This window comes from Xanthomonas hawaiiensis (genome assembly GCF_031834635.1).
Lineage (GTDB): Bacteria > Pseudomonadota > Gammaproteobacteria > Xanthomonadales > Xanthomonadaceae > Xanthomonas_A > Xanthomonas_A sacchari.
This window is the reverse complement of record NZ_CP115873.1, coordinates 2,051,863-2,074,024: the sequence shown is the minus strand read 5'-3', so window position 1 is coordinate 2,074,024 and position 22,162 is coordinate 2,051,863. Positions and strand designations below refer to the sequence as shown.

Genomic DNA, 22,162 nt, shown 5'->3' with positions numbered 1-22,162 from the left:
CCAGAGAAGGATGGGAAAGGAATCAGCCGTGCGCCGGCGCGTCGGCGTGGGCCGGCGCATGCGAGACCAGCGGCCGCCCGGCCAGCTTGCGCAGGGCGACGTAGAACACGGGGGTGAGGAACAGACCGAACAGGGTCACGCCCAGCATGCCGGCGAACACGGTGATGCCGGTGGCAGAGCGCACTTCCGCGCCCGCGCCATGCGAGAACACCAGCGGCACCGTGCCGGCGATGAAGGCGATGGAGGTCATCACGATCGGGCGCAGGCGCAGGCGGCAGGCCTGCAGCGCCGATTCGACGATGCCCTTGCCCTGCAGCTCCAGTTCGCGGGCGAACTCGACGATCAGGATCGCGTTCTTGCACGCCAGGCCCATCAGCACCACCAGGCCCACCTGCACGAACACGTTGTTGTCGCCGCCGCTCAACCACACCCCGAACAGCGCCGACAGCAGGGTCATCGGCACGATCAGGATCACCGCCAGCGGCAGCGTCCAGCTCTCGTACAGCGCGGCCAGCACCAGGAACGCCAGCAGCACCGCCAGCGGGAACACCACCAGCGCCGCATTGCCCTGGGTCGCCTGCTGGTAACTCAGGTCGGTCCACTCGATCTCCATGCCGTTGGGCAGCACCTGCTTGGCGATCTGGGTGATCTTGGCCATCGCTTCGGCCGAGGACAGCGCACGCGCATCGGCTTCGCCGGCCAGGTCGGCGGCCGGATAACCGTTGTAGCGCAGCACCGGGTCCGGGCCGTAGGTCTGCTTGATGGTCACCATCGAGCCGATCGGCACCATTTCGCCCTGGGCATTGCGGGTGCGCAGCCGGGCGATGTCCTCCACGCTCTCGCGGAACGGCGCATCGGCCTGGGCGATCACCTGCCAGGTACGGCCGAACTGGTTGAAGTCGTTGACGTAGGTCGAGCCCAGGTAGGTCTGCAAGGTGTCGAACAGGTCGGTCAGGGCCACGCCCTGCGCCTTGGCCTTGACCCGGTCGACCTCGGCATCGAGCTGCGGCACGTTGGCCTGGTACGTGCCGATCGGGAAGCTCATGCCCGGGGTCTGCGCCACCGCGCCCTGCATCGTGCTGACCGCGTTCTGCAGCGCGCCGTAGCCGAGGTTGGCGCGGTCCTCGATGAACAGCTGGTAGCCGTTGCCGTTGCCCAGGCCGAGGATCGGCGGCGGCATGAAGGCGAACGACATGCCCTCGCCCAGCTGCGCGATGCGCTGGTTGATCTCGGCATTGATCTCCAGCGCGCTGCGGTGGCGCTCGGCGAACGGCTTCAGCGGCAGGAACACCACGCCGGTGTTGGGCGTGTTGGTGAACTGCAGCGCGTTGAGGCCGGGGAACGAGATCGCGTGGGCCACGCCGTCGGTCTGCATGGCGATGGTGGCGACCTTGCGCAGCATCGCGTCGGTGCGCTCGATCGAGGCGCCTTCCGGCAGCTTCACACCGGCGATCAGGTACATCTTGTCCTGGGTCGGGATGAAGCCGCCCGGCACCGCCTTGAACATCAGCCCGGTGACCAGCAGCAGCACCACGTACACCGCGAACACCGCGCCGCGGCGGCCGAGGATGCGCGACACCGCGCCCTGGTAGCGGTCGGAGCTGCGGTGGAAGAAGCGGTTGAACGGGCGGAACAGCCAGTTGCCGAACAGCCGCTCCATGCCGCGCGACAGGCGGTCCTTGGGCGCGTCGTGGCTTTGCAGCAGGCGCGCGGCCAGCGCCGGCGACAGGGTCAGCGAGTTGATCGCCGAGATCACCGTGGAGATGGCGATGGTCACCGCGAACTGCTTGTAGAACTGCCCGGTGACCCCGGACAGGAACGCCATCGGCACGAACACCGCGCACAGCACCAGCGCGATCGCGATGATCGGCCCGGACACCTCGCGCATGGCCTGGTGCGCCGCGGCCAGCGGGCTCAGCCCCTCCTCGATGTTGCGCTCCACGTTCTCCACCACCACGATCGCATCGTCGACCACGATGCCGATCGCCAGCACCAGCCCGAACAGGGTCAGCGTGTTGATCGAGAAGCCCAGCAGGTACAGCGCGGCGAAGGTACCGACCACCGACACCGGCACCGCGATCAGCGGAATGATCGAGGCGCGCCAGGTCTGCAGGAACAGGATCACCACCAGCACCACCAGCAGCACCGCCTCCAGCAGGGTGTGCACCACCGCGCTGATCGAGTCGCGCACGAAGATGGTGGTGTCGTACACCGCCTCGTACTTCACGTCGTCGGGGAACTGCTTGGTCAGCTCGTCCATCTTGGCGATGACCTGGTCGCGGATCTGCAGCGCATTGGCGCCCGGCGCTTGGAAGATGCCGATGCCGACCGCGTTCTTGCCGTCCAGCTGCGCGCGCAGGGTGTAGTCGCCGGCGCCCAGTTGCAGGCGCGCCACGTCGGACAGGCGCACGGTTTGGCCGTCGGCGCCGACCTTGAGCACGATGTCGCCGAACTCCTGTTCGGTACGCAGGCGGCCCTGCGCGTTGATCAGGGTCAGGAACTTGCTTTCGGGCATCGGCTCGGCGCCGAGCTGACCGGCGGACACCTGCACGTTCTGCTCGCGCATCGCCGCGACCACGTCGCTGGCGGTGAGCCCGCGCGCGGCCACCCGTTCCGGGTCCAGCCAGGCGCGCATCGCGTAGTCGCCGCCGCCGAACACCTGCGCATCGCCCACGCCCTGGATCCGCGCCAGCGCGTCCTTGACGTGCAGGCGCGCGTAGTTGCGCAGGTACAGGCTGTCGTACTTGCCCTTGGGCGAGGTCAGGTGCACCACCATCAGGAAGGTCGGCGACTGCTTCTGCGTGGTCACGCCCTGCCGACGCACGTCCTCGGGCAGGCGCGCCTGCGCCTGCGCGACGCGGTTCTGCACCTTCACCGCGGCATCGTCCGGATCGGTGCCCGGACGGAAGGTCACGGTCATCTGCAGCACGCCGTCGGAGCCGGCGACCGACTTGATGTACATCATGTTCTCCACGCCGTTGATCGCTTCCTCCAGCGGCGTGGCGACGGTCTCGGCGATGACCTTGGGGTTGGCGCCCGGATACACCGTGCGCACCACCACCGAAGGCGGCACCACGTCCGGGTATTCGCCGATGGGCAGCAGCGGGATGGCGATCAGGCCCGCGGCGAAGATGACGATCGACAGCACGGCGGCGAAGATCGGCCGGTCGATGAAGAATCTGGAAAAGTCCATGGGTGGTGGTCCTGGAAACGGTTGAAACGGGAGGCCGGGCGCGGACGCAGGCATGCCGGTGGCGGCGCCGGGCCATGGCGGGCTCGGCGGGTATGGCCGGTACGACGCGGCCGGTGCTGCGTCGGCGCCCGCGACTCAGTCGAGGGCGACGGCCTGGCGCGGCGCGGCCGGGGACGTGGTCTGCAGCGCGATCGGCTTGGCCTGCACCGGCATGCCGGGCATGAACACCTTCTGCACGCCGTCGACGATCACCCTGTCGCCGGCGGACAGGCCGCTCTGCACGATGCGCAGGCCCTCGGCGCTACGGCCGAGCTGCACGTCGCGCCGCTGCGCCTTGCCGTCCTTGTCGACCACGTAGACGTACTTGCGGTCCTGGTCGGTGAGCACGGCGCGGTCGTCGATCAGCACCGCGTCGAAGCGGCCGCTACCGAGCAGCCGCACCCGCGCGAACAGGCCGGGCGTGAAGCGGCGGTCGGCGTTGTCCAGCAGCGCGCGCACGTGGATGGTGCCGGTGCTGCGCACCAGTTGGTTGTCGAGGAAATCGACCTTGCCGGCATGCGGATAGCCGTCCTCGCCGACCAGGCCGACCTGCACCGGCAGGCTGCCGTCGCGTTCGCTCGGGCGCTGGCCGTCGCGCGCCATCTGCGCATAGCGCAGGAAGGTGCCTTCGTCGGCATCGAAGTACACGTGCACCTTGTCCAGCGACACCAGCGTGGTCAGCACGCTGGCGCTGTCGCCGGCGGTGACCAGGTTGCCGGCGGTGACCATCGCGCGGCCGGCGCGGCCGTCGATCGGCGCGCGCACCTGGGTCCATTCCAGGTTCAGGCGTGCGCTGTCCACTGCCGCCTGCGCGGCCAACACGTCGGCCTGCGCCTGCTCGGCGGCGGCGCGCCGCTGCTCCCAGCTTTCGGTGGAGATGGCCTGTTGCTCGGACAGGGTCTTGGCGCGCGCGGCCTCGCTGGCGCTGAGCTTGGCCTGGGTGCGCGCGCGCACCAGGTCGGCCTCGGCGCGCGCCAGGTCGGCGCGGTAGCTGCGCGCGTCGATGGTGAACAGCACTTGGCCCTTTTTCACTTCCTGGCCTTCGACATAGGCGACCTTGTCGATGTAGCCGGACACGCGCGGGCGCAGGTCGACGTGCTCCACCGCCTCGACGCGGCCGCTGAACTCGTCCCACTGGCTGATCTGCTTCTGCAGCGCGGGCGCCACGCCCACGCTCGGCGGCGGCGGCGCGCCCTGTTCGTTGGCCTTGCCGCCGCAGGCGGCGAGCGTGGCGACCAGCAGCGCCACCGCCAGCGGGCGCAAGGCGACCGGCAGCAGGCGCGACGGCATCGGAATCGGATTCATGGAGAGACCTCGTGGGTGGAGAAGGAAAACGGCAAGGGGGTGAGCAAGGCGCTGCGCGGCTGGGCGAAGTGGCGGCGGTCGATCTCGACCAGCGCACGGTCCGGCCGCTGTGGTTCGGCCAGCAGGTGGACAACGGCGCGGCCGACGCCGAGGGTGGTGAACCACTCCGGACAGTCGTCGATGGCGGCGTCGCTGCGGCACACCGGCTCGGAGAGCGACAGCAGGTGCACGCGCACGCCCAGCGGCTTGGCTTCCTCGTGCAGCACCTGGGCGAGCATGCGGATCGCCGCCGCCGCCACCGAACTGTCGCCATGCCCGGACCAGGCGCGCAGCGCGCAAGGACTGCCCAGCAGCACGTAGCGGGCGCCGCGCTCGTGCTGCGCCAGCAGCGGCAGCAGATGCCGGGCGGCAGCCAGGTGCGGCAGCAGGTCGGCATCCAGGCGCTTGCGCAGCGCGCCCAGCGGCCGTTCCAGCAGGCGCCCCGGTCGCAGCGGGCTGCCGAGCGCGGCGACCACCCCGGCCAGCGGCCGCGGCCGCTGCGCGACCTCGGCGACCAGGGCCGCGGCGGCCGCATCGGTGGCGACCGAGCCGGACAGCACGTCCAGGGCGGGTTCGTCGCGGTGGCGTTCGCGCAGCGCGGCCAGGCGGGCGCGGTCGCGCGCCACCGCCAGCACCGGGCTGCCCGCTTCCAGCAGCGCCTGCACCACGCCCTGCCCGACCGTGCCGCTGCCGCCGAGGACCAGCACCTCGGGGGCCAACGTCCCGCTCACGGGACTTTTCCTCCCGCCGACGGGACAATCGCGATTCGTCCCAACCGGTCGGTGCCGGACGCGCCCAGGCGCAGACTGCTGCCGCCCTGCCGCCGCGGCGGCGGCGTGAACTCGCGAAACGCTTTCGGGTAAAGGGATTGCGCCGTCGCCACGGACGCGGAACGGCGCCGCGACTGGCGATCGGGGCAGGCGAAAAACTGGAACAGGGTGCGCATCGACATGGGCAAAGACCGTCGGTGATGGCGAATGCGGACAAATTAGGCGCCAAAGCCGCACTTGATTAGTCCGAATTAAGGGGAATAATCGTCCCGCTATCGGTCCAATCGTCTCCACCTCAAGGAACCGCCATGAGCCACGATCTGAACGACACCCTGATCTTCGTCAAGGTGGTCGAGCAAGGCAGCTTCATCGCCGCGGCCAATGCCCTCGGCCTGCCCAAGACCACCGTCAGCCGCAAAGTGCAGGATCTGGAAGCGCGGCTGGGCGCGCGCCTGCTGCACCGGACCACGCGCCGGCTCGGGCTGACCGAGGCCGGCGCGGTCTACCACGAGCATTGCCAGCGCATCGCCCGCGAACTGGAGGAAGCCGAGAGCGCGGTGGGCCAACTGCAGGCCGGCCCGCGCGGCTGGCTGCGTTTCAGCGTGCCCTATTCGGCCGGCATCTCCTGGGTGGCGCCGATCCTGGGCGAATTCCATCGCCAGCACCCGGAAGTGCGCCTGGAGATGATCATGACCAGCGACAAGGTCGATCCCATCGCCGAAGGCGTGGACGTGGCCCTGCACATGGGCACGCTGCCGGATTCGACCATGGTCGCGCGCAAGCTCGCCACCTTCCGCACCCAGGTCTTCGCCAGCCCCTACTACATCGAGCGCCACGGCGAACCGTTGCATCCGGACGACCTGCAGCACCACCGCACGCTGGCGCTGAGCAACGGCCGCGGCGGCGGCAACCGGCTGTGCTGGCCGCTGCGCAACGGCAAGCAGAGCGGCGAGTTCCTGGTGCAGCCGATCCTGCTGGCCAACGATTCGGCCGCGCTGATCGGCGGCCTGGTCTGCGGCGAAGGCCTGGTGCTGGCCAGCGATGCGACGATCAAGCCGCTGATTGAGGCCGGCAAGGCGCGGCGCGTACTCGGCGGCTGGGTCGGGCCGGACCTGGATTTCAACGCGGTGTTCCCGGGCGGGCGCATGCTCTCGCCGAAGGTGCGCGCCTTCGTCGACTTCCTGGTCGACAAGCTCAACTTCGACGTCAGCTACATGATGGCGCAGTGCCCGGCCAAGCTGGCCACCCAGCAGGCCGAGGACGGCGCCGAGTTCACCCTGTGCAGCGGCGTGGCGATGAACACGCAGTCGCTGGCCACCCTGCCGCGCGTCGCCTCCGTGCCTGCGCCCGCTTCTGCGGATGCGGCATCGGAAACCGAAGCCGAGGACGAAGAGGACGCCGCGCTGGTCTGAGCCGCGCGGCACGCGGCGCTTCGCATCGGCAGTACGGAAACGCGAACGGGCCGCAGCGCGGCCCGTTCGTCGTTGCGGTCGGCGGGTCGGTCAGCCGGCGGAAGAACGCAGCGGCACCACGCGGATCTCCACGCGGCGGTTCTGCGCGCGGCCGGCCTCGGTGCTGTTGTCGGCGATCGGATACTTCTTGCCGGCGCCCAGGGTCTGGATGCGCTCGGGCTGCACGCCCTGCGCGGTCAGGTACGCGGCCACCGAGGAGGCGCGCTGTTCGGACAGGCGCTGGTTCACGGCATCGCTGCCGATGCTGTCGGTGTGCCCGACCACTTCGATCATGGTCTGGTTGTACTCGCCCAAGGTCTGCGCCACGCCGTTGAGCGCCGAATAGAACTGCGGCTTGAGCGTGGACTGGTTGAAGTCGAAGGTGATGCCGTCGGGCAGGTTGAGGGTGATGTTGTCGCCGTCGCGACGCACGTCGATGCCGGTGTTGGCAGTGCGCTCGCGCAGCGCGCGCTCCTGGCGATCCTGGTAGTTGCCGATCGCCGCGCCGCTGAGCGCGCCGATGCCGGCGCCGATCATCGCGTGCTGGCGGCGCTCGGTGGCGCTGCTGCCGCTGAGCAGGCCGGCGGCCACGCCGACCGCGGTACCGATCAGCGCACCGCGGCCGGTGCGGTTCTGCTGCTCGGTGGGATTGCCGTACTGGTCGCGCTGCACGTAGGAGCCGCCGGTGGCGCAGGCGGACAGCACCAGCGCACTGGTCAGGGCCACGGATATGCCGCGAAGGGCGGTCGTTTTCATCATGTTCTCTCCGAACCTGGATGGACGTGGCCGCAGCATAAACAGCGTCACGCGAGGCGCGGATGAACGCGATGCGGCGCGCGATGCGCCAGGTTCAGGAAGACGGCAGCAGGGTCTCGGCGTCGGCCGCGCCCAACGGCTGCTCCCAATCGCTCATCAGCGCCAGGTACAGCAGCTTTTCGAATTCGGCGCCGACCCGGCGCATCACCGCGTCCGGATCGGGAATCAGCCGCGCATCGCCGATCAGGCCGAAGTGCACGCGGTGGTTGTAGCTCATGATCGACACGCCGACGCCGATCGACCCGGTCTGCGGCACCCAGAACATCATCTCGCGCACGCGGCTGCCGGCCAGGTACAGCGGCTGCTGCGGCCCCGGCACGTTGGTCGCCACGGTGGTGGCCTTGCGGCTGAACAGGTCCAGCGCCGCCGACTGCAGCGCCGCCGGCGCCATGCCCACCGCCGCGAGCAGGCCGAACACCACCATCGCCTGCCGCGACTGCTTGAGCTGCTGCATCGATTCGGCCACGCACTGCAGCCGCCGCACCGGATTGGCCTCGCCCACCGGCAGGTCCAGGAACACCAGGCCGAAGTGGTTGCCGAGCTTGCGCGCGTGCTCCAGCGGGCGCAGGTTGACCGGCACCGTGGCGCGCAGGGTCACCCCGTCCAGGCGTTCGCCGCGTTCGAGCATGTAGTCGCGCAAGGCGCCGGCCATGGTCGCCATCAGCACGTCGTTGACCGTGCAGTCGCAGGCGCGGCCGACCGCCTTGACCTCGTCCAGGTCCAGCGGCTCGGCCCAGGCCACGCGCTTGCTGACGCCCAGGCGCCCGCGCAGCAGCGTCGGCGGATCGTCGGCCAGCAGCAGCGCATTGACCAGTTCGCGGCCGATCAGCCCGCCTTCGCGCGCCAGCATCTGCGGCAGGTTCGGGTCCTGTGCCATCGCCCGGCCCTTGTCGAGCATGCGCCCGCCGAGCTTGAGGTAGCGGTCCACCGCGCCGACCCGGCGCACCACTTCCTTGCCGTCGTCCTTGAGCCAGGCGCGCTCGAGCTGGGCCGACGGCTCCGGGGTGCGCTGGGTATCGGTCAGCGACAGCAGCACCTGCACCAGGGCGATGCCGTCGGCATAGCTGTGGTGGATGCGCGCCACCAGCGCCGAGCCGCCTTCGTAGCGTTCGATCAGGTGGAACTGCCACAGCGGCTTGGTCTTGTCCAAGGGCGTGGACGCCATCTGCCCGGCAAAGCGCTCCAGCGCCTTCTTCTGCCCGCGCCCGGGCAAGGCCGACAGGCGCACGTGCCAGTCCAGATCGAAATCGTCGTCGCGTTGCCAGTAGGCGCCGGTGGCGGTCTCCACCGGCTTCTGCAGGAACCGCGGGAACGCCAGGAAGCGCTTGCGCACCAGTTGCTTGAGCGCGGGCAGGGTCAGCGGCTCGTCGAACATCAGCACGCCGGTGATCATCATCGGATTGGTCGGCCGGTCCATCCGCAACCAGGCGGTGTCCACGCGCGACATCGGTTCGCGCTGCGGCTTGCGGCGAGCTGAGCTGGTGGCCATGCGGGCTCCTGTCCGAGCCCGGAGTGAATCATGGCCCCGCGAAGGGCGTCAATCGCGCCTGCGCCGTGCTGCGCCGCGCAACGCGGCGCGACGTTCAACCGGCGGCAGTCTCGCGGTAGGCGGCCAGCGCCGCGTCGCGGCCGGCGGCCAGGTCCACGATCGGCTGCCGCGGATACTGCGGCGCCGCCTGCGCCAACCGCTGCGGCGCCTGCCAGGGCGCGAAGCGATCGGCCACCGGCAGCGCCGCCAGCTCCGGCACCCAGCGCGCGATGTACTCGCCCTTCGGATCGAACTTCTGTGCCTGGGTCACCGGATTGAACACGCGGAAATACGGCGCGGCGTCGGCGCCGGTCCCGGCCACCCACTGCCAGCCCAGCGTGTTGTTGGCCAGGTCGGCATCGACCAGGGTGTCCCAGAACCAGCGCGCGCCTTCGGACCAGTGCACGCGCAGGTGCTTGCACAGGTAGCTGGCGACGATCATGCGCACCCGGTTGTGCATCCAGCCGGTGTGCCACAGCTCGCGCAGGCCGGCATCGACGATCGGCACGCCGGTGCGTCCGCGCTGCCAGGCGTGCAATTGCTCCGCATCGGGTTTGGCCCAGCGAAAGCGATCGAAGCGCGGATTGAGGTTGCGCTCGGGCGTGTCCGGGAAATGGTGCAGCAGGTGATGGGCGAAGTCGCGCCAGCCGAGCTGGCGGATGTAGCCGTCGATGGCCGCGGCGGTGGCGGCACGGCGATGGCGCTCCAGGGTGGCGACGATGCGCCACGGCGCGATCTCACCGAAATGCAGATGCGGCGAAAGCCGCGAGGTGCCGACCTGGTCCGGGCGGTCGCGGCCATCGAGGTAGTCGCGCAGCGCGCCGTCGACGAACACGTCCAGCGCTTCGTGCGCGCCCGCCTCGCCAGGCTGCCAGACCTCCCAGAAGCCGCGGTCCCAGTCCAGCGCCGGCGCCAGGCCGAGCCGCTCCAGCGGCAGGCTGTCCAGCGTCGCGGGCGGCGCTGGCAGCGTCTTCGGCGCGGCCTGCACCGCCGGCACCTGCCAGTGGCTCAGCGCGCTGCGCCAGAACGGGGTGAACACCTTGTACGGGCCGCCCTGCTGCGTCGCCAGTTGCCAGGGCTCGAACAGCAGCGCGCTGTTGTGGCTGTGCACCTCCAGACCCTGTTCGCGCAGGTCGCGCTTGAGCCGCGCATCGCGCGGTTGCGTGGCCGGCTCGTAGCGGCGGTTCCAGTACACCGCCTCCGCGCCGCAGTCGGCGATCACCTGGCGCAAGGCGGTCTCGGCCGGGCCCTGGCGCAGGATCAGGCGCGAACCGCGCGCGCGCAGTTGCGCGTCCAGCGCCGCCAGCGAGCGCTGCAGCCAGGCGCGCGAGGCCGCGCCCGCGGCCCAGGCGCCCTCGTCCTCCGGGCTGTGCAGGTACACCGGGACCGGCGTATGCCCGGCATCCAGCGCGGCCTGCAGGGCGGGTTGATCGTGCAGGCGCAGGTCGCGCCGGAACCAGACGATGGCGTAGCTCATGCGAGGGGACGCAGCGAAGGACGCGCCATGATACGGATCGGATGCAGCGGCCAGGTGAGCATGCGGCGCGAGTCGCACGTGCTTCGACGCTGCCGATCCTGACGCGACGCGTGCCGCACTGGCCGGATTTCGTAGACATCGCCGCGCGCCGCCTACGTGTGCCGCGCCCGCCCTGCTATAACGCCGTGGCGGGCACCGTCATGTCGAAACGGTGCCGCGACCGCTGCTGGTGGATGACGTTCCGGGGAAGGACGTCATCCGTGCTTTCGCTGCACCGCGCACGACATGGCCACGGCCGTCTCGCGCGCACGGGGAAACATTCGCCATCGCCTCTGCGATCTCACGGCCACCACGGCCGGCGAGCGCGGTTGCGTGCGCCCCGAACCGCCCGCGCCCGGACCTGCATCGACAGGGCCGCGACGCGCTGCGGGCAGCAAACGGCGCAGCACGGCCACGCCCATCGCCGACATCCGCAATGATTTCAGGAGAGCAAGACCCATGGACAAGCGCATCGCAACAGCCGCCCTCACCCTCGCACTGAGCCTCGCCGCCCCGCTGGCGATGGCCTGCAGCACCGACATCGAGGAAGGCCCTGGCTCCTGCGGCTACCAGCCGCCGGGCAGCGGCGGCGGCAGCACGCCGGTCTACACGCTGCAGGGCGTGATCCAGAACCAGGGCTACGAGTCCGACAACCGGCCGGCCGGCGGCAAGCGCCTGAAGATCCGCGCCTACTCGCGCTTCGCCAACGCCAACAACGACCGCGTCGACGCCAACTACATCAACGTGCGCTGCAACGCCTACGACCCGTACGGCAACGGCTACACCACCGACTACGACGAGGAAGGCAACGGCGCCCTGGTCGACGTGCACTTCACGTCCAACTTCGTCTATGGGATCTACCGCAAGATCACCGTGGTCTGCACCCACCACGCCGAGTACGGCGCCAACACCTACGACACCACCAGCAACGCCCAGATCGACATCCCCTACTGATCTGCGCCGTCTCCGCAAGCACGCCGGCGTCCGCAGCCTTGCGGACGCCGTGCGTCGCGCCCGCTGCCCGCAGCGGTGGCTTACTCGAACGCGCCCACCGAGTCGTGGGCGAGATTGTCGAAGCGGGTGTACTCGCCGAAGAACTTGAGCTTGCACGACCCGGTCGGGCCGCCGCGGTGCTTGCCGATGATGATTTCGGCCAGGCCCTTGTCCGGCGAGTTTTCCTTGTTGTAGTAGTCGTCGCGGTAGATGAACACGATCATGTCCGCGTCCTGCTCGATCGCGCCGGATTCGCGCAGGTCGGCCATCACCGGGCGCTTGTCGGTCCGGGTTTCCAGCGAGCGGTTGAGCTGCGACAGCGCGATCACCGGCACCCCCAGCTCCTTGGCCAGGCCCTTGAGCGAGCGCGAGATCTCCGAGATCTCGGTGGCGCGGTTCTCGCTGTTGCCGGGCACCGACATCAACTGCAGGTAGTCGATCACGATCAGGCCCAGGTCGTGCTCGCGCTTGAGCCGGCGCGCCTTGGAGCGCAGCACTTCCGGCGACACGCCCGGCGTGTCGTCGATGAAGATCTTGGTCTCCTTGAGCATCTTGATCGCGCCGGTGACGCGCGCCCAGTCCTCGTCCTCGAGCTGGCCGGTACGCAGGCGCTGCGCGTTGATGCGGCCGTTGGAGGAGATCAGGCGCATCGCCAGCTGCGAGGCCGACATTTCCATCGAGAACACCGCCACCGCCTTCTTCGACTTGATCGCCGCGTACTCGGCGATGTTCAGCGCGAAGGTGGTCTTGCCCATCGCCGGACGCGCGGCGAGGATGATCAGGTCGGTCGGCTGCAGGCCGGCGGTCATCGCGTCGAAGTCGTTGTAGCCGGTCGGCAGGCCGGTGATGTTGCCGCCGTTCTCGAAGCGGTTGCGCAGTTCCTCGAACGCGTCCTTCAACGCGCCGGGCATCGCCACGAAGTCGCTGCGCCCGCGCGCGCCGGCCTCGGCGATCTGGAACACGGCCTTTTCCGCCGACGCCAGCAGCTCCGAACTCTCGCGCCCTTCCGGCTGGAAGCCGTCGTTGACGATGGTGGTGCCGACCTCGATCAGTTGCCGCAGCACCGCCTTGTCGCGGACGATTTCGGCGTAGGCGACGATGTTGGCCGCCGACGGCGTGGTGCTGGCCAGCTCGATCAGGTAGGCGCCGTCGCCGACCATCTCCAGCTTGCCCTGCGATTCGAACCACTCGCCCAGGGTCACCGCGTCGAACGGGCGCCCCTTCTCGGCCAGCTCGCGGATCGCGCGGTAGATCAGCTGGTGATCGCGCCGGTAGAAATCGTTGTCGGTGAGCTGGTCGTTGACCCGGTCGTAGGCGTCCGGCGCCAGCATCAGGCCGCCGAGCACGGCCTGCTCGGCCTCGGTCGAGTGCGGCGGCACGCGCAACTGGTCGAGACGCGGCTCGCTGCGTTCGCTGCGCTCGCTCTTGCGATCGCCGCGGTAGCCGGGACGGGCGGACATAGGCTGGGTCTTCTCTGTGGGGCGCGGACGCCGGGCGCGGCCTCACCGCGGCCCGGGCGCCGATTTTAGTCGCCGCGCCCGGCGGCGGCTAGGGCGACGCTTAACACAAGGCACCGGCGCGAGCGGCGGTACGTACGTCGCCACCGCGCATCAGAGGCTGGGGACAAGTCTGGGGACAAGCGGTTGAAAACCTCGCCGGTGCCCCAGCCCACAAGGCCCGCCCTGCCCCATCCGCGCGCCACGGCATGCGCCCGGATGCCGCTCAGGCCTGCAGTTCGTCGATCCAGGCAATGAACTTGTCCACGAAACCGGCGAGGAACTTGCGGGTGCGCTCGTCGTCGATCGCGCCGTCCTCGGCGATCAGCCCCTCCTTGAACTGCAGAAAGATCTCCGGCTGCCCCAGCACCGGCATGTCCAGGTAGGCCAGCACGTTGCGCAGGTGCTGTTGCGCCAGGGCGGTGCCGATCGCCCCGGGCGAGGTGCCGCACACCGCCGCCGGCTTGCCGGCGAAGGCGCTCTCGCCGTACGGACGCGAGCCCAGGTCGATGGCGTTCTTGAGTACGCCGGGGATGGAGCGGTTGTACTCGGGGGTGACGAACAGCACCGCGTCGGCGCCGCTGACCTGCGTCTTCAGGCGCCGGCCCTGCGCCGGATAGTCGTGGTCGTGGTCCTGGTTGTACAGCGGCAGGTCGCCGATCTCGACGTACTCGAAGCGCGCACGGTCGCCGGCGAGTCGCTCCAGTGCGTGTGCGAGACGCCGGTTGAACGATTCCTTGCGCAGGCTGCCGACGAACACGGCGATGCGGTACTGGCTCATGGCGTAGCTCCAGACTGAATGGATCTTCAGGCTAGCCGCCGCCGCGCGGCAGTCAGGTGAACGCTGCCGCCGTCCCGGCCAGCGCCAGGCGCGCGCGCACGTCCTCCGGCAGTGGCGGCAGCGCCACGAAGCCCGGCGTCGCGCGCACCCGCTGCAGCCAGTCGCACAGCGCCGGATACTGCGCCAGCGCGATGCCGGCATCGCCGGCGCAATGGGTGTAGGCGAACAGCGCGATATCGGCGATGCCGTAGGCCGGACCGGTGAACCAGGCCTGCGCCTGCAGGTGCTGCTCCATCACTGCCAGCGCGCGCATCGCGCCCTCGCGCAGGCGTGGCAGCTCGGCGCGCCGCGGCGAATCGGGCGGCGTCCAGCCGCAGACGAAGCGCGCCACCGCCACGTAGGGCTCGTGGCTGTACTGCTCGAAGAACAGCCAGCTCAGCGCCTGCGCGCGCTGCCATGGATCGGCGGGCAGATAACCGGTGCCCTCGGCCAGCCAGCACAGGATGGCGTTGGATTCGGCCAGCACACGGCCGTCCTCGCGCTCCAGCAGCGGCACCTTGCCGTTGGGATTCTTGGCCAGGAAGGCCGGGGTGCGGGTCTGGCCGTTGGCGCTGTCGACCTCGACCCAGCGGTAGCCGCAGCCGAGTTGGTCCAGCAGCAGCCGCACCTTGTAGCAGTTGCCGGACAGCGCCATGCCGTACACGGTCAGGGGGAAACGTTCGGCTGCCATGCATCGCTCCTGCTGAGGGGTCGGGATTGGGGAGTTGGGGAATGGAGAGTCGCAAGAGCGGGCGACGCACAAGGCTCTCCGCCGCGGACGTGGATCAGCGCCGCGCCTGCCATTGCGCGCGCGACTGGCCCCACACCTCCACCTCGAACGCCTGCAGCGGCTCGGGCAGGCGGTCCTGGCGCAGGTAGCGCGACCCGAGCTTGGCCGCCACCGCCTTGGAATTGGCGTTGTCGGGGACGATGGTGTGGATCACCTCGGTCCAGCCCAACTGCGCGAACGCCCAGTCGATCGACGCGGTCGCCGCTTCCGGCGCATAGCCCTGGCCCCAGAACGCACGCGCGATGCCCCAGCCGACTTCCGGGCCCGGCCAGTCGTGCGGCTGCCAGGGGCCGACCCGGCCGATCCACTGCCCGCTGCGCTTCTCGATCACCGAGAACATCGCAAATCCCTGCAACTGCCAGCTGCCGACCAGCGAGGTCAGGCTGCGCCAGACCACCGACGGCACCTGCACGCCACCGAGGTGGTGCATGGTCTCGGCATCGGCAGAAAAGGCGCAGAACGCCGCAAAATCCTCGGCAGTGGGCGGGCGCAGCAACAGGCGCTCGGTCTCCACACGCACATCGAACACGCTCATCGTCGGATCTCCTGCAAAACGGGCCCGCAGCCGCACGCGGGCGAGGATTCAAAACGCGTTGATGCCGGTCAGCTCGCGGCCGACCACCAGTTGGTGCACGGTCTCGGTGCCCTCGTAGGTGATCACCGATTCCAGGTTCAGGGCATGCCGGATCGCGCCGTAGTCGGTGGTGATGCCGGCGCCGCCGAGCAGGTCGCGGCATTCGCGGGCGATGTCCAGCGCCATGCGCACGTTGTTCCACTTGGCCAGCGACACCTGCGCCGGCTGCAGCGTGCCTGCGTCCTTGAGCCGGCCCAGCTGCAGCGCGAGCAACTGCGCGGTGGCGATACGCCGCGCCATGTCGGCCAGCTTGATCTGCGCGCTCTGCGTGGCCGCCAGCGGCCGTCCGAACAGCATGCGTTCGCCGGCGTAGGCCAGCGCCTCGCGCAGGCAGGCGATGGCCGCGCCGATCGCCCCCCAGCTGATGCCGTAACGGGCCTGGGTCAGGCAGCCAAGCGGGCCCTTCAACCCGCGCACGCCGGGCAGGCGCTGGCTGTCGGGCAGGCGCACGTCGTCGAAGAACAGCGCCGAGGTCACCGAGGCGCGCAGACTCATCTTGTGCGCGATGTCCTGGGTGCCGAAGCCCGGGGTGCCGGCCTCAAGCAGGAAGCCCTGGATGCCGCCCTCGGTCTGCGCCCACACGATCGCCACGTCGGCGATGCTGCCGTTGGTGATCCACATCTTGCTGCCGCTCAGGCGCCAGCCGTCGCCGTCGCGCACGGCGCGGGTCTGCATCGCCGCCGGGTCGGAGCCGCCCTGGGATTCGGTCAGGCCGAAGCAGCCGATCGCGGTGCCGGCGGCCATCGCCGGCAACCAGCGCTGACGTTGCGCGTCGCTGCCGTAGGCGTGGATCGGATACATGCACAGCGAGGACTGCACGCTGACGAAGCTGCGCAGGCCGCTGTCGCCGCGCTCCAGCTCCTGGCAGATCAGGCCGTAGCAGACCGCGTTGAGGCCGCCGCCGCCCTGCCCGGCCGGCAGGCTGGCGCCGAGCAGCCCCAGTGCCGCCAGGTCCGGCACCAGTTCGCGCGGGAAGCGCGCCTGGTCGAAGGCCTCGCCGATCGCCGGCAGCACCTTCGCATCGACGAAGCGCGCCACCGCCTGCTGGATCGCGCGCTCCTCCTCGCTGAGCAGCGCAGCTACGTTGAACAGATCATCGCAAGACAAGGGCATGGCGGTGTCCACGGCGAAAGCCGCATTGTATCGGCCCCGCCTGCGCCACCGCCCGCAAATGGAAGAAGGCCGGCGCAAGCGCCGGCCTTCGGGGAGCAACGGAACTGCGACTCAGCGCTGGCTGACGGCGACGTCGCCGGCCGAGGCGGTCTGGGTGACCAGGCGGCCGTCCAGCACCGGCAGGCGGTCGCTGTTCGGGCGGTCGTCCATGCGCACGGTCTTTTCCTGGCCGTCGTAGCGGTAGGTCACGTCGTAGCCCTTGACCACGTCCTGCGTGCCCATGGCGATGCGGTTGCCCGGCTTGCTGTCCATGCGCATGGTGCCGGTGGTGCCGTCGTCGTTGCGGTAGGTCACGTTGTAGCCGGTGATGGTCGAGGACTGCGCGGTGCTGTTCTCGGTATGGCACTGGCGCTCGGTGCGGTCGACCACGCGGCCGCCGACGTGGTTCTGGTCGATGCGGTTGCCGATGAAGCCGCCGGCCACCGCGCCGGCCGCGGTCGCGGCCTTGCGACCGTTGCCGTGGCCGATCTGGTTGCCGAGCAGGCCGCCGACCACCGCGCCGACCACGGTGCCGCCGACGTTGCCGTCGCGCTCGGGCAGGCGCTCCTGCACCACCACGTCGTTGCACACCTGGCGCGGCGTGGTCGTGGTGGAGGTCTCGCGCAGCGGCTCTGTGCCGATCACCTCGGCGTAGCGCTGCTGCTTCTGGGTGATCGGATCGACCCGCACCACGTCGGCGTACTCGAGCTTGCCGCCGACGCTGTTGTCCATCGCGCTGTCGCCGCGCGTATTGTCCAGGGCCGGGCGCACGTCGCTGCTGGCAACGTCCACCGGTTTGTCGCGATTGTTCATGAAGGCCGCGGTGGCGACGCCGCCGACCAGCAAGGCGCCAGCCGCGACCAGAACGGTTGTCGTAGTGCTTTTCATGTGTGCTCTCCTGCGGGCTGACCGCGTTGTCTACGGTGCTGTGATTACCATGCCGAAGCTGAACCGATCCGCTCCCTATTCAGTAACGTGGCGGACACACGGCTGGTAACACCCGCGGAACGTCGCCATATCGAGGCTGTTAGCGTTTCCACCGCTCCCCCGGAGAACGTGCCGTGCCCAATCCGATCGTGTATCCGCTGCTGCGCTGGGCGGGCAAATTGCGCTACCCGACGCTGTTCAAGATCACCGCCAGCCTGTTCGTGCTGAGCGTGCTGCTGCCCGACCCGGTGCCCTTCATCGACGAGATCGTGTTCGGCCTGGGCACGCTGCTGCTGGCCAACTGGAAGACCCGCACGCCGGCGCAGGCCAACGCGCCGCTGCGCTCGACCGCGCAACGCGTGCGCCGCTGAGTACGGATGCAGGTGATCGACAGCCATTGCCACCTGGACGCGGCCGAGTTCGACCCCGACCGCGACGCGGTGATCGCGCGCGCGCAGGCGGCGGGCGTGCAGGCGCAGGTGGTGCCGGCGGTGACCGCGGGGTCCTGGCCGAAGCTGCGTGCGGTCTGCGCGGCCGCGCCCGGCCTGTACCCGGCGTATGGCCTGCATCCGCTGTTCCTGGCCGAGCATCGCCCTGACCACCTGCAGGCATTGGAAGACTGGATCGCACGCGAGCGGCCCTGCGCGATCGGCGAATGCGGCCTGGACTTCTTCGTCGAAGGCCTGGACGCGGCCGAGCAGCACCGCTACTTCGTCGGGCAACTGCAGTTGGCGCGCCGCTTCGACCTGCCGGTGATCGTGCATGCGCGACGCGCGGTGGACGCGGTGATCCTGGCGATCCGCAAGGTCGGGCAGGTGCGTGGCGTGGTGCACAGTTTCGCTGGCAGCGCCGAGCAGGCCGCACAGTTGCGATCGCTGGATTTTTTGATCGGCCTGGGCGGGCCGGTCACCTACGAACGCGCGCAGCGCCTGCGCCGGCTCGCCGCCACGGTGCCCCTGGAGCAATTGCTGCTGGAAACCGATGCGCCGGACCAGCCCGACGCCGCGATCCGCGGGCAGCGCAACGAACCGGCGCGACTGCGCACGGTGCTGGACACCATCGCCGAACTGCGCGACGCACCTGTCGCCTCCATTGCCGCGCAGACCACGGCCAATGCGCGGCGCCTGTTCGGCCTGCCCGACACGCGCGCCGGCACGCCCGTGATGGCCTGACCCAGCGCATTCCTGCACACCGCACATTCCGACGCTGCGCGTCGCTTTTTGACGCACTGACACAGGAACAGACGCCACACGTCGGCCGCGCAATGCATGCCTGAAAGGCGGTCGGTGCGGCACATCGCCCGGCAAAACGGCTTTCGTCCGAAACTGTGACCTGGGCAGGCGGATGCACGCCTTTCGACCGAGTTTCGGTGCACTTGCTTCTGCTACTGTGCACCGCGCTGAAACGGCGAGCGGCGCTTTGTTCGCCAGGCACCGGAGTGCGAACCCGTTCGCTCTCAGCAAAGGCTCGGCGGCCGGCTCGATGGCACGCGTTCTGGCAGATCGGATCATCCTGGCGTGAAACAATCGGCAAGCCGCATCCCCTACCCGCTTCTCCCCAGCGCGCGGCGCCCGCGTGCGATCGCCTCCTCCGCGGCCGCTCCGGCGCGAACGGCGCCGTCGCGCATGCGAGCGCTGCGGCAATGAAGAGCGGCGCAGGTTCGGAAAAGCACGCCTCCAACGGCGAAAGCTGGGTTTCGCTGAAATTCCGCGACAGCAATCGCAGCCGCAAGATGCGCAGCACCATGACCCTGGCCGGGGTCTCGTGCACCTCGCTTGGCGCGTTGTGGACCGTGTGCTACCTGTACTACGGCCGGCCGGAACTGGCGATCGCCTTCGTCGGGCTGACGGCGGTCGGCCTGCTCGCGCTGGGCCGCCGCCGCCACTGCGACGAGGGCTCGCTGTCGCTGGTCGCGCACGGCGTCTTCGTCGTGGTCCTGGTGATCTCGATCATCGACGCGCCGATCGGCACGGTGCCGCGGTCCGTGCATACCTTCTTCCTGCCGCTGGCGGCCGGCGCGCTGTTCGTGTTCGACCGCAGCCGCCGCTACCGCGCACTGGTGTTTCCCATGGCGTGCCTGGCCGCCTTCGTCGCCTTCGGCTCGGGCGAACTGGACTGGCTGGCGCCGCATGCATCGCCACCGCAGCGGATGCGCCGGCTCGGCGCCATCTGCAACATGGCCTGCGCCGCCGGCCTGCTGGCGGCGATCCTGCACATCTACCGCAACGACGTGAACGCGCGCATCTCGCTGGAGCGGGAACTGGCGCGCGCGGTCGGCAACGGCGAGATCGAGGTGGTGTACCAGCCGCAGGTCAGCGCGAGCGGCAGCATGCTCGGCGCCGAGGCGCTGGTGCGCTGGCGCCATCCCAGCGGCAAGCTGCTGACCCCGGACAAGTTCATCCCGCTGGCCGAAGAGAGCCAGCTGATCCGCGACGTGGGCCTGGAAGTGCTGCGCCAGGCCTGCGCGACGCTGCGACGCTGGTCGCACGACCCGGACCTGCGTGCGCTGGTGGTCGCGGTGAACGTCAGCCCGGTGCAGTTGCTCGACCCCAATTTCGTGTCCACGGTGAAGCAGGTGATCACCAGCGAAGGGGTGGCGCCGGCGTCGCTGGAATTCGAGCTGACCGAGTCGGCGCTGTACGTGGATACCGCCGGGGTACGCGCCAAGATGCACGAGCTCAAGGCGTTCGGTATCGGCTGGGCGCTGGACGACTTCGGCACCGGCTTCTCGTCGCTGGCGATGCTGCGGACGCTGCCGGTCACCAAGCTCAAGATCGACCGGCAATTCGTCAACGACGCCAGGGCCGACGAGTCCTCGCGGCGCCTGCTGGCCAAGATCGTGGAGATCTCCGAGGTGATGGGCATGGTCGCGCTGGCCGAAGGCATCGAGGATGCGCAGCAGTGCGAGATGCTCTCGGCGATGGGCTGCCGGCACTTCCAGGGCTTCCTGTTCGGCCGGCCGCAGCCGGCGCAGGACCTGGAACGGCTGGCGCTCCTGCAGGCCAGCACCGAGCGCAACCTGATGAGCGGCGCGGCGACCCGCGCACCGGATGCGCCGCAGCCGCCCACCGGCAAGCGCTAGGCGGCCGCGACCTCGCGCGCCGCGGCGCGCTTCAACAGCATCTCCAGCGCCTTGCCGACCGCGGCGAAGGCGAACGCACCGGTGATGTGGGTGGCCGCGCCCAGTCCGGCGCCACAGTCCAGGTTCAAGGCCGCATCCGGCCCCAGCACCGGCCGCAGTCCGCAGACGCTGCCGTCGGCCTGCGGGTAGCGCACGTTCTCCAGCGAGTACACCGCCGGCACGCCGAAATAGCGCTGCGCGTTCTTGGGGAAGTTGAATTCGCTGCGCAGCTTCTTGCGGATCAGCGCCAGCATCGCGTCATGCTCGGTCCGCGACACGTCGCGGATCCGCACCAGGGTCGGATCGGTGCGCCCACCGGCCGAACCGACGGTCAGCAGCGGCAGCTTGCGCCGGCGGCACCAGGCGATGGTCTCGACCTTGACCCGGAAGCTGTCGCAGGCGTCGATCACCAGGTCGAAGCCGGCATCGAGCAGCTCGGCGATGTTGGTCGGGGTCAGGAAGGCCTCGACCGCCACCGCCTCGATCTGCGGATTGATCGCCACGCAGCGCTCGGCCATCGCCACCGCCTTGTTGCGCCCGTACTGCCCGGCCAGCGCCGGCAACTGCCGGTTGGTGTTGGACACGCAGATGTCGTCGGCGTCGATCAGGGTCAGATGCCCGACCGCCGAGCGCGCCAGCGCCTCCACCACCCACGAGCCGACCCCGCCCATGCCCACCACCGCCACCCGGCACTGCGCCAGCCGCGCGATCGTGCCTTGTCCGTAGAGCCGGTCGATGCCGGCGAAGCGCTCGCGCCATTGTTCGTTCATCCGCACATTTTAGGGGATTGCCGGTGCGGCCGGGATTGGGGATTGGGGATTGGGGATTCGCGCCTGGCGTCCGCGCGCCGCCTTGCAGCAGGCGTACCATCGGCGCTCCATCCCGCTGCGCATGCCCGCCATGGCCAAGCCGCCCTCATTCCCGCCCGCTTCCGCGTCCCGCTATCTGTTCGTGTTGCTGGCCGGGCTGCTGCTCGGCCTGGTGCTGACGGTGATGGCGCTGCGTGCAGTGCAGGCGCGACAGGATCCGTTCCCACGCAGCCTGATGCAGGTCATGGGCAAGCAACTGGCGCTGCTCGAACGCGACGCTGCGCACCGGCAATGCAGCGGCGCGGGTCCGCAGGCGCGACTGCGCACGTTGCGCCTGCTCGGCGACGAACTGGACACCGCGTTCCCCGACCTGGCCGACGACAGCCGCTTCCGCGAGCACGCCGCTGCGCTGCGCGCCGGCGTGGACGCGGCGCTGGCACAGCCGCCGGCCGACTGCGCGGCACTGGCGCAGGCCCGCCAGCAGATCGACGAACGCTGCGACGCCTGCCACCGCGATTTCCGCTGAACGCCTGGCGCGATCGATGCCGACGCGGGTGCTGGTGCCTGGCTGAATTTCCGTTGCCCGTGTCGAAGCCTGCCGGCGCCGCTTGCCGGCGATGTGTGATCGCGCTGCTTCGATGCTCCGCCGGCAGCGGTCTCAGGGTCTCCCGCATCGCGCTTTCGGATACACGGCCAGCACGTTTTCGTCCCGACGCTGGTAGCGAGACCCTCCCTCATCCTTGCATGAATTGCCGCTGACGCC

At 69.8% G+C, this 22,162-nt stretch carries 20 protein-coding genes; 6 read left to right on the top strand and 14 right to left on the bottom strand.

Annotation, left to right across the window (positions count from 1 at the left end; all coding sequences use genetic code 11):
• Positions 1-22: 22 nt before the first annotated feature.
• The 4 genes from PG878_RS09025 to PG878_RS09010 form a co-directional block, all read right to left on the bottom strand.
• On the bottom strand, positions 23-3,193 hold the full coding sequence (locus PG878_RS09025) for an efflux RND transporter permease subunit (RefSeq protein WP_209031250.1): 3,171 nt from the start codon (positions 3,191-3,193) through the stop codon (positions 23-25).
• Positions 3,194-3,328: 135 nt separating this feature from the next.
• Positions 3,329-4,522, bottom strand: a complete 1,194-nt coding sequence (locus tag PG878_RS09020) for an efflux RND transporter periplasmic adaptor subunit (protein ID WP_425611779.1) — start codon at positions 4,520-4,522, stop codon at positions 3,329-3,331.
• A gap of 11 nt (positions 4,523-4,533) precedes the next feature.
• Positions 4,534-5,307 (bottom strand): SDR family NAD(P)-dependent oxidoreductase, encoded by a 774-nt coding sequence (locus PG878_RS09015; RefSeq protein WP_209031248.1) that lies wholly within the window; start codon positions 5,305-5,307, stop codon positions 4,534-4,536.
• Positions 5,304-5,528, bottom strand: coding sequence for a hypothetical protein (locus PG878_RS09010; protein WP_209031247.1), 225 nt, complete (start codon positions 5,526-5,528; stop codon positions 5,304-5,306). Before PG878_RS09010 ends, PG878_RS09015 begins: the two co-directional genes overlap by 4 nt.
• Before the next feature lie 126 nt (positions 5,529-5,654).
• Here PG878_RS09010 and PG878_RS09005 point away from each other — a divergent pair, with 126 nt between their 5' ends.
• Positions 5,655-6,758 carry a LysR family transcriptional regulator gene (locus PG878_RS09005; RefSeq protein WP_209031246.1) on the top strand — a complete coding sequence of 368 codons (1,104 nt, stop codon included), beginning with the start codon at positions 5,655-5,657 and terminating at the stop codon, positions 6,756-6,758.
• 90 nt (positions 6,759-6,848) lie between these two features.
• On the opposite strand, the gene PG878_RS09000 is transcribed toward PG878_RS09005, so the two are convergent.
• The 3 genes from PG878_RS09000 to PG878_RS08990 all read right to left on the bottom strand — a co-directional run bounded on the left by PG878_RS09000 (position 6,849) and on the right by PG878_RS08990 (position 10,618).
• On the bottom strand, positions 6,849-7,553 hold the full coding sequence (locus tag PG878_RS09000; protein ID WP_425510506.1) for a YiaD family glycine zipper/OmpA-like lipoprotein: 705 nt from the start codon (positions 7,551-7,553) through the stop codon (positions 6,849-6,851).
• Between the two features lie 94 nt (positions 7,554-7,647).
• Complete coding sequence (locus PG878_RS08995; protein WP_209031244.1) at positions 7,648-9,102, bottom strand: WS/DGAT/MGAT family O-acyltransferase; 1,455 nt, start codon at positions 9,100-9,102, stop codon at positions 7,648-7,650.
• A gap of 94 nt (positions 9,103-9,196) precedes the next feature.
• A complete protein-coding gene (locus PG878_RS08990; protein WP_209031243.1) occupies positions 9,197-10,618 on the bottom strand; it encodes a cryptochrome/photolyase family protein in 1,422 nt (473 codons plus the stop codon).
• A gap of 498 nt (positions 10,619-11,116) precedes the next feature.
• Here PG878_RS08990 and PG878_RS08985 point away from each other — a divergent pair, with 498 nt between their 5' ends.
• On the top strand, positions 11,117-11,611 hold the full coding sequence (locus tag PG878_RS08985) for a hypothetical protein (RefSeq protein ID WP_209031242.1): 495 nt from the start codon (positions 11,117-11,119) through the stop codon (positions 11,609-11,611).
• Between the two features lie 80 nt (positions 11,612-11,691).
• On the opposite strand, the gene PG878_RS08980 is transcribed toward PG878_RS08985, so the two are convergent.
• From PG878_RS08980 to PG878_RS08955, 6 genes are all read right to left on the bottom strand, one after another.
• Positions 11,692-13,110: a replicative DNA helicase gene (locus PG878_RS08980; protein ID WP_048491354.1), complete on the bottom strand. Its 1,419-nt coding sequence runs from the start codon at positions 13,108-13,110 to the stop codon at positions 11,692-11,694.
• 262 nt (positions 13,111-13,372) lie between these two features.
• Positions 13,373-13,927, bottom strand: a complete 555-nt coding sequence (locus PG878_RS08975) for an NADPH-dependent FMN reductase (protein WP_017909019.1) — start codon at positions 13,925-13,927, stop codon at positions 13,373-13,375.
• 52 nt (positions 13,928-13,979) lie between these two features.
• Positions 13,980-14,657 (bottom strand): glutathione S-transferase family protein, encoded by a 678-nt coding sequence (locus PG878_RS08970; RefSeq protein WP_209031241.1) that lies wholly within the window; start codon positions 14,655-14,657, stop codon positions 13,980-13,982.
• Between the two features lie 94 nt (positions 14,658-14,751).
• Positions 14,752-15,291: a GNAT family N-acetyltransferase gene (locus PG878_RS08965; RefSeq protein ID WP_209031240.1), complete on the bottom strand. Its 540-nt coding sequence runs from the start codon at positions 15,289-15,291 to the stop codon at positions 14,752-14,754.
• A gap of 48 nt (positions 15,292-15,339) precedes the next feature.
• Entirely contained in the window at positions 15,340-16,503 is a 1,164-nt protein-coding gene (locus PG878_RS08960) for an acyl-CoA dehydrogenase family protein (RefSeq protein ID WP_244672607.1), read from the bottom strand.
• Positions 16,504-16,614: 111 nt separating this feature from the next.
• A complete protein-coding gene (locus PG878_RS08955) occupies positions 16,615-17,430 on the bottom strand; it encodes a glycine zipper 2TM domain-containing protein (protein WP_209031238.1) in 816 nt (271 codons plus the stop codon).
• 173 nt (positions 17,431-17,603) lie between these two features.
• On the opposite strand from PG878_RS08955, the gene PG878_RS08950 reads away from it, so the two are divergent.
• The 3 genes from PG878_RS08950 to PG878_RS08940 all read left to right on the top strand — a co-directional run bounded on the left by PG878_RS08950 (position 17,604) and on the right by PG878_RS08940 (position 20,551).
• Positions 17,604-17,840, top strand: a complete 237-nt coding sequence (locus PG878_RS08950; protein WP_209031237.1) for a DUF6116 family protein — start codon at positions 17,604-17,606, stop codon at positions 17,838-17,840.
• A gap of 6 nt (positions 17,841-17,846) precedes the next feature.
• Positions 17,847-18,641 (top strand): TatD family hydrolase, encoded by a 795-nt coding sequence (locus PG878_RS08945; RefSeq protein WP_209031236.1) that lies wholly within the window; start codon positions 17,847-17,849, stop codon positions 18,639-18,641.
• A gap of 470 nt (positions 18,642-19,111) precedes the next feature.
• Entirely contained in the window at positions 19,112-20,551 is a 1,440-nt protein-coding gene (locus PG878_RS08940) for a putative bifunctional diguanylate cyclase/phosphodiesterase (RefSeq protein ID WP_209031235.1), read from the top strand.
• Here PG878_RS08940 and PG878_RS08935 read toward each other — a convergent pair.
• On the bottom strand, positions 20,548-21,360 hold the full coding sequence (locus tag PG878_RS08935; protein WP_209031234.1) for a tRNA threonylcarbamoyladenosine dehydratase: 813 nt from the start codon (positions 21,358-21,360) through the stop codon (positions 20,548-20,550). The two genes, PG878_RS08940 and PG878_RS08935, sit on opposite strands and share 4 nt — an antisense overlap.
• Positions 21,361-21,490: 130 nt before the next feature.
• Here PG878_RS08935 and PG878_RS08930 point away from each other — a divergent pair, with 130 nt between their 5' ends.
• Positions 21,491-21,925 carry a hypothetical protein gene (locus PG878_RS08930; RefSeq protein WP_209031455.1) on the top strand — a complete coding sequence of 145 codons (435 nt, stop codon included), beginning with the start codon at positions 21,491-21,493 and terminating at the stop codon, positions 21,923-21,925.
• Positions 21,926-22,162 lie beyond the last annotated feature (237 nt).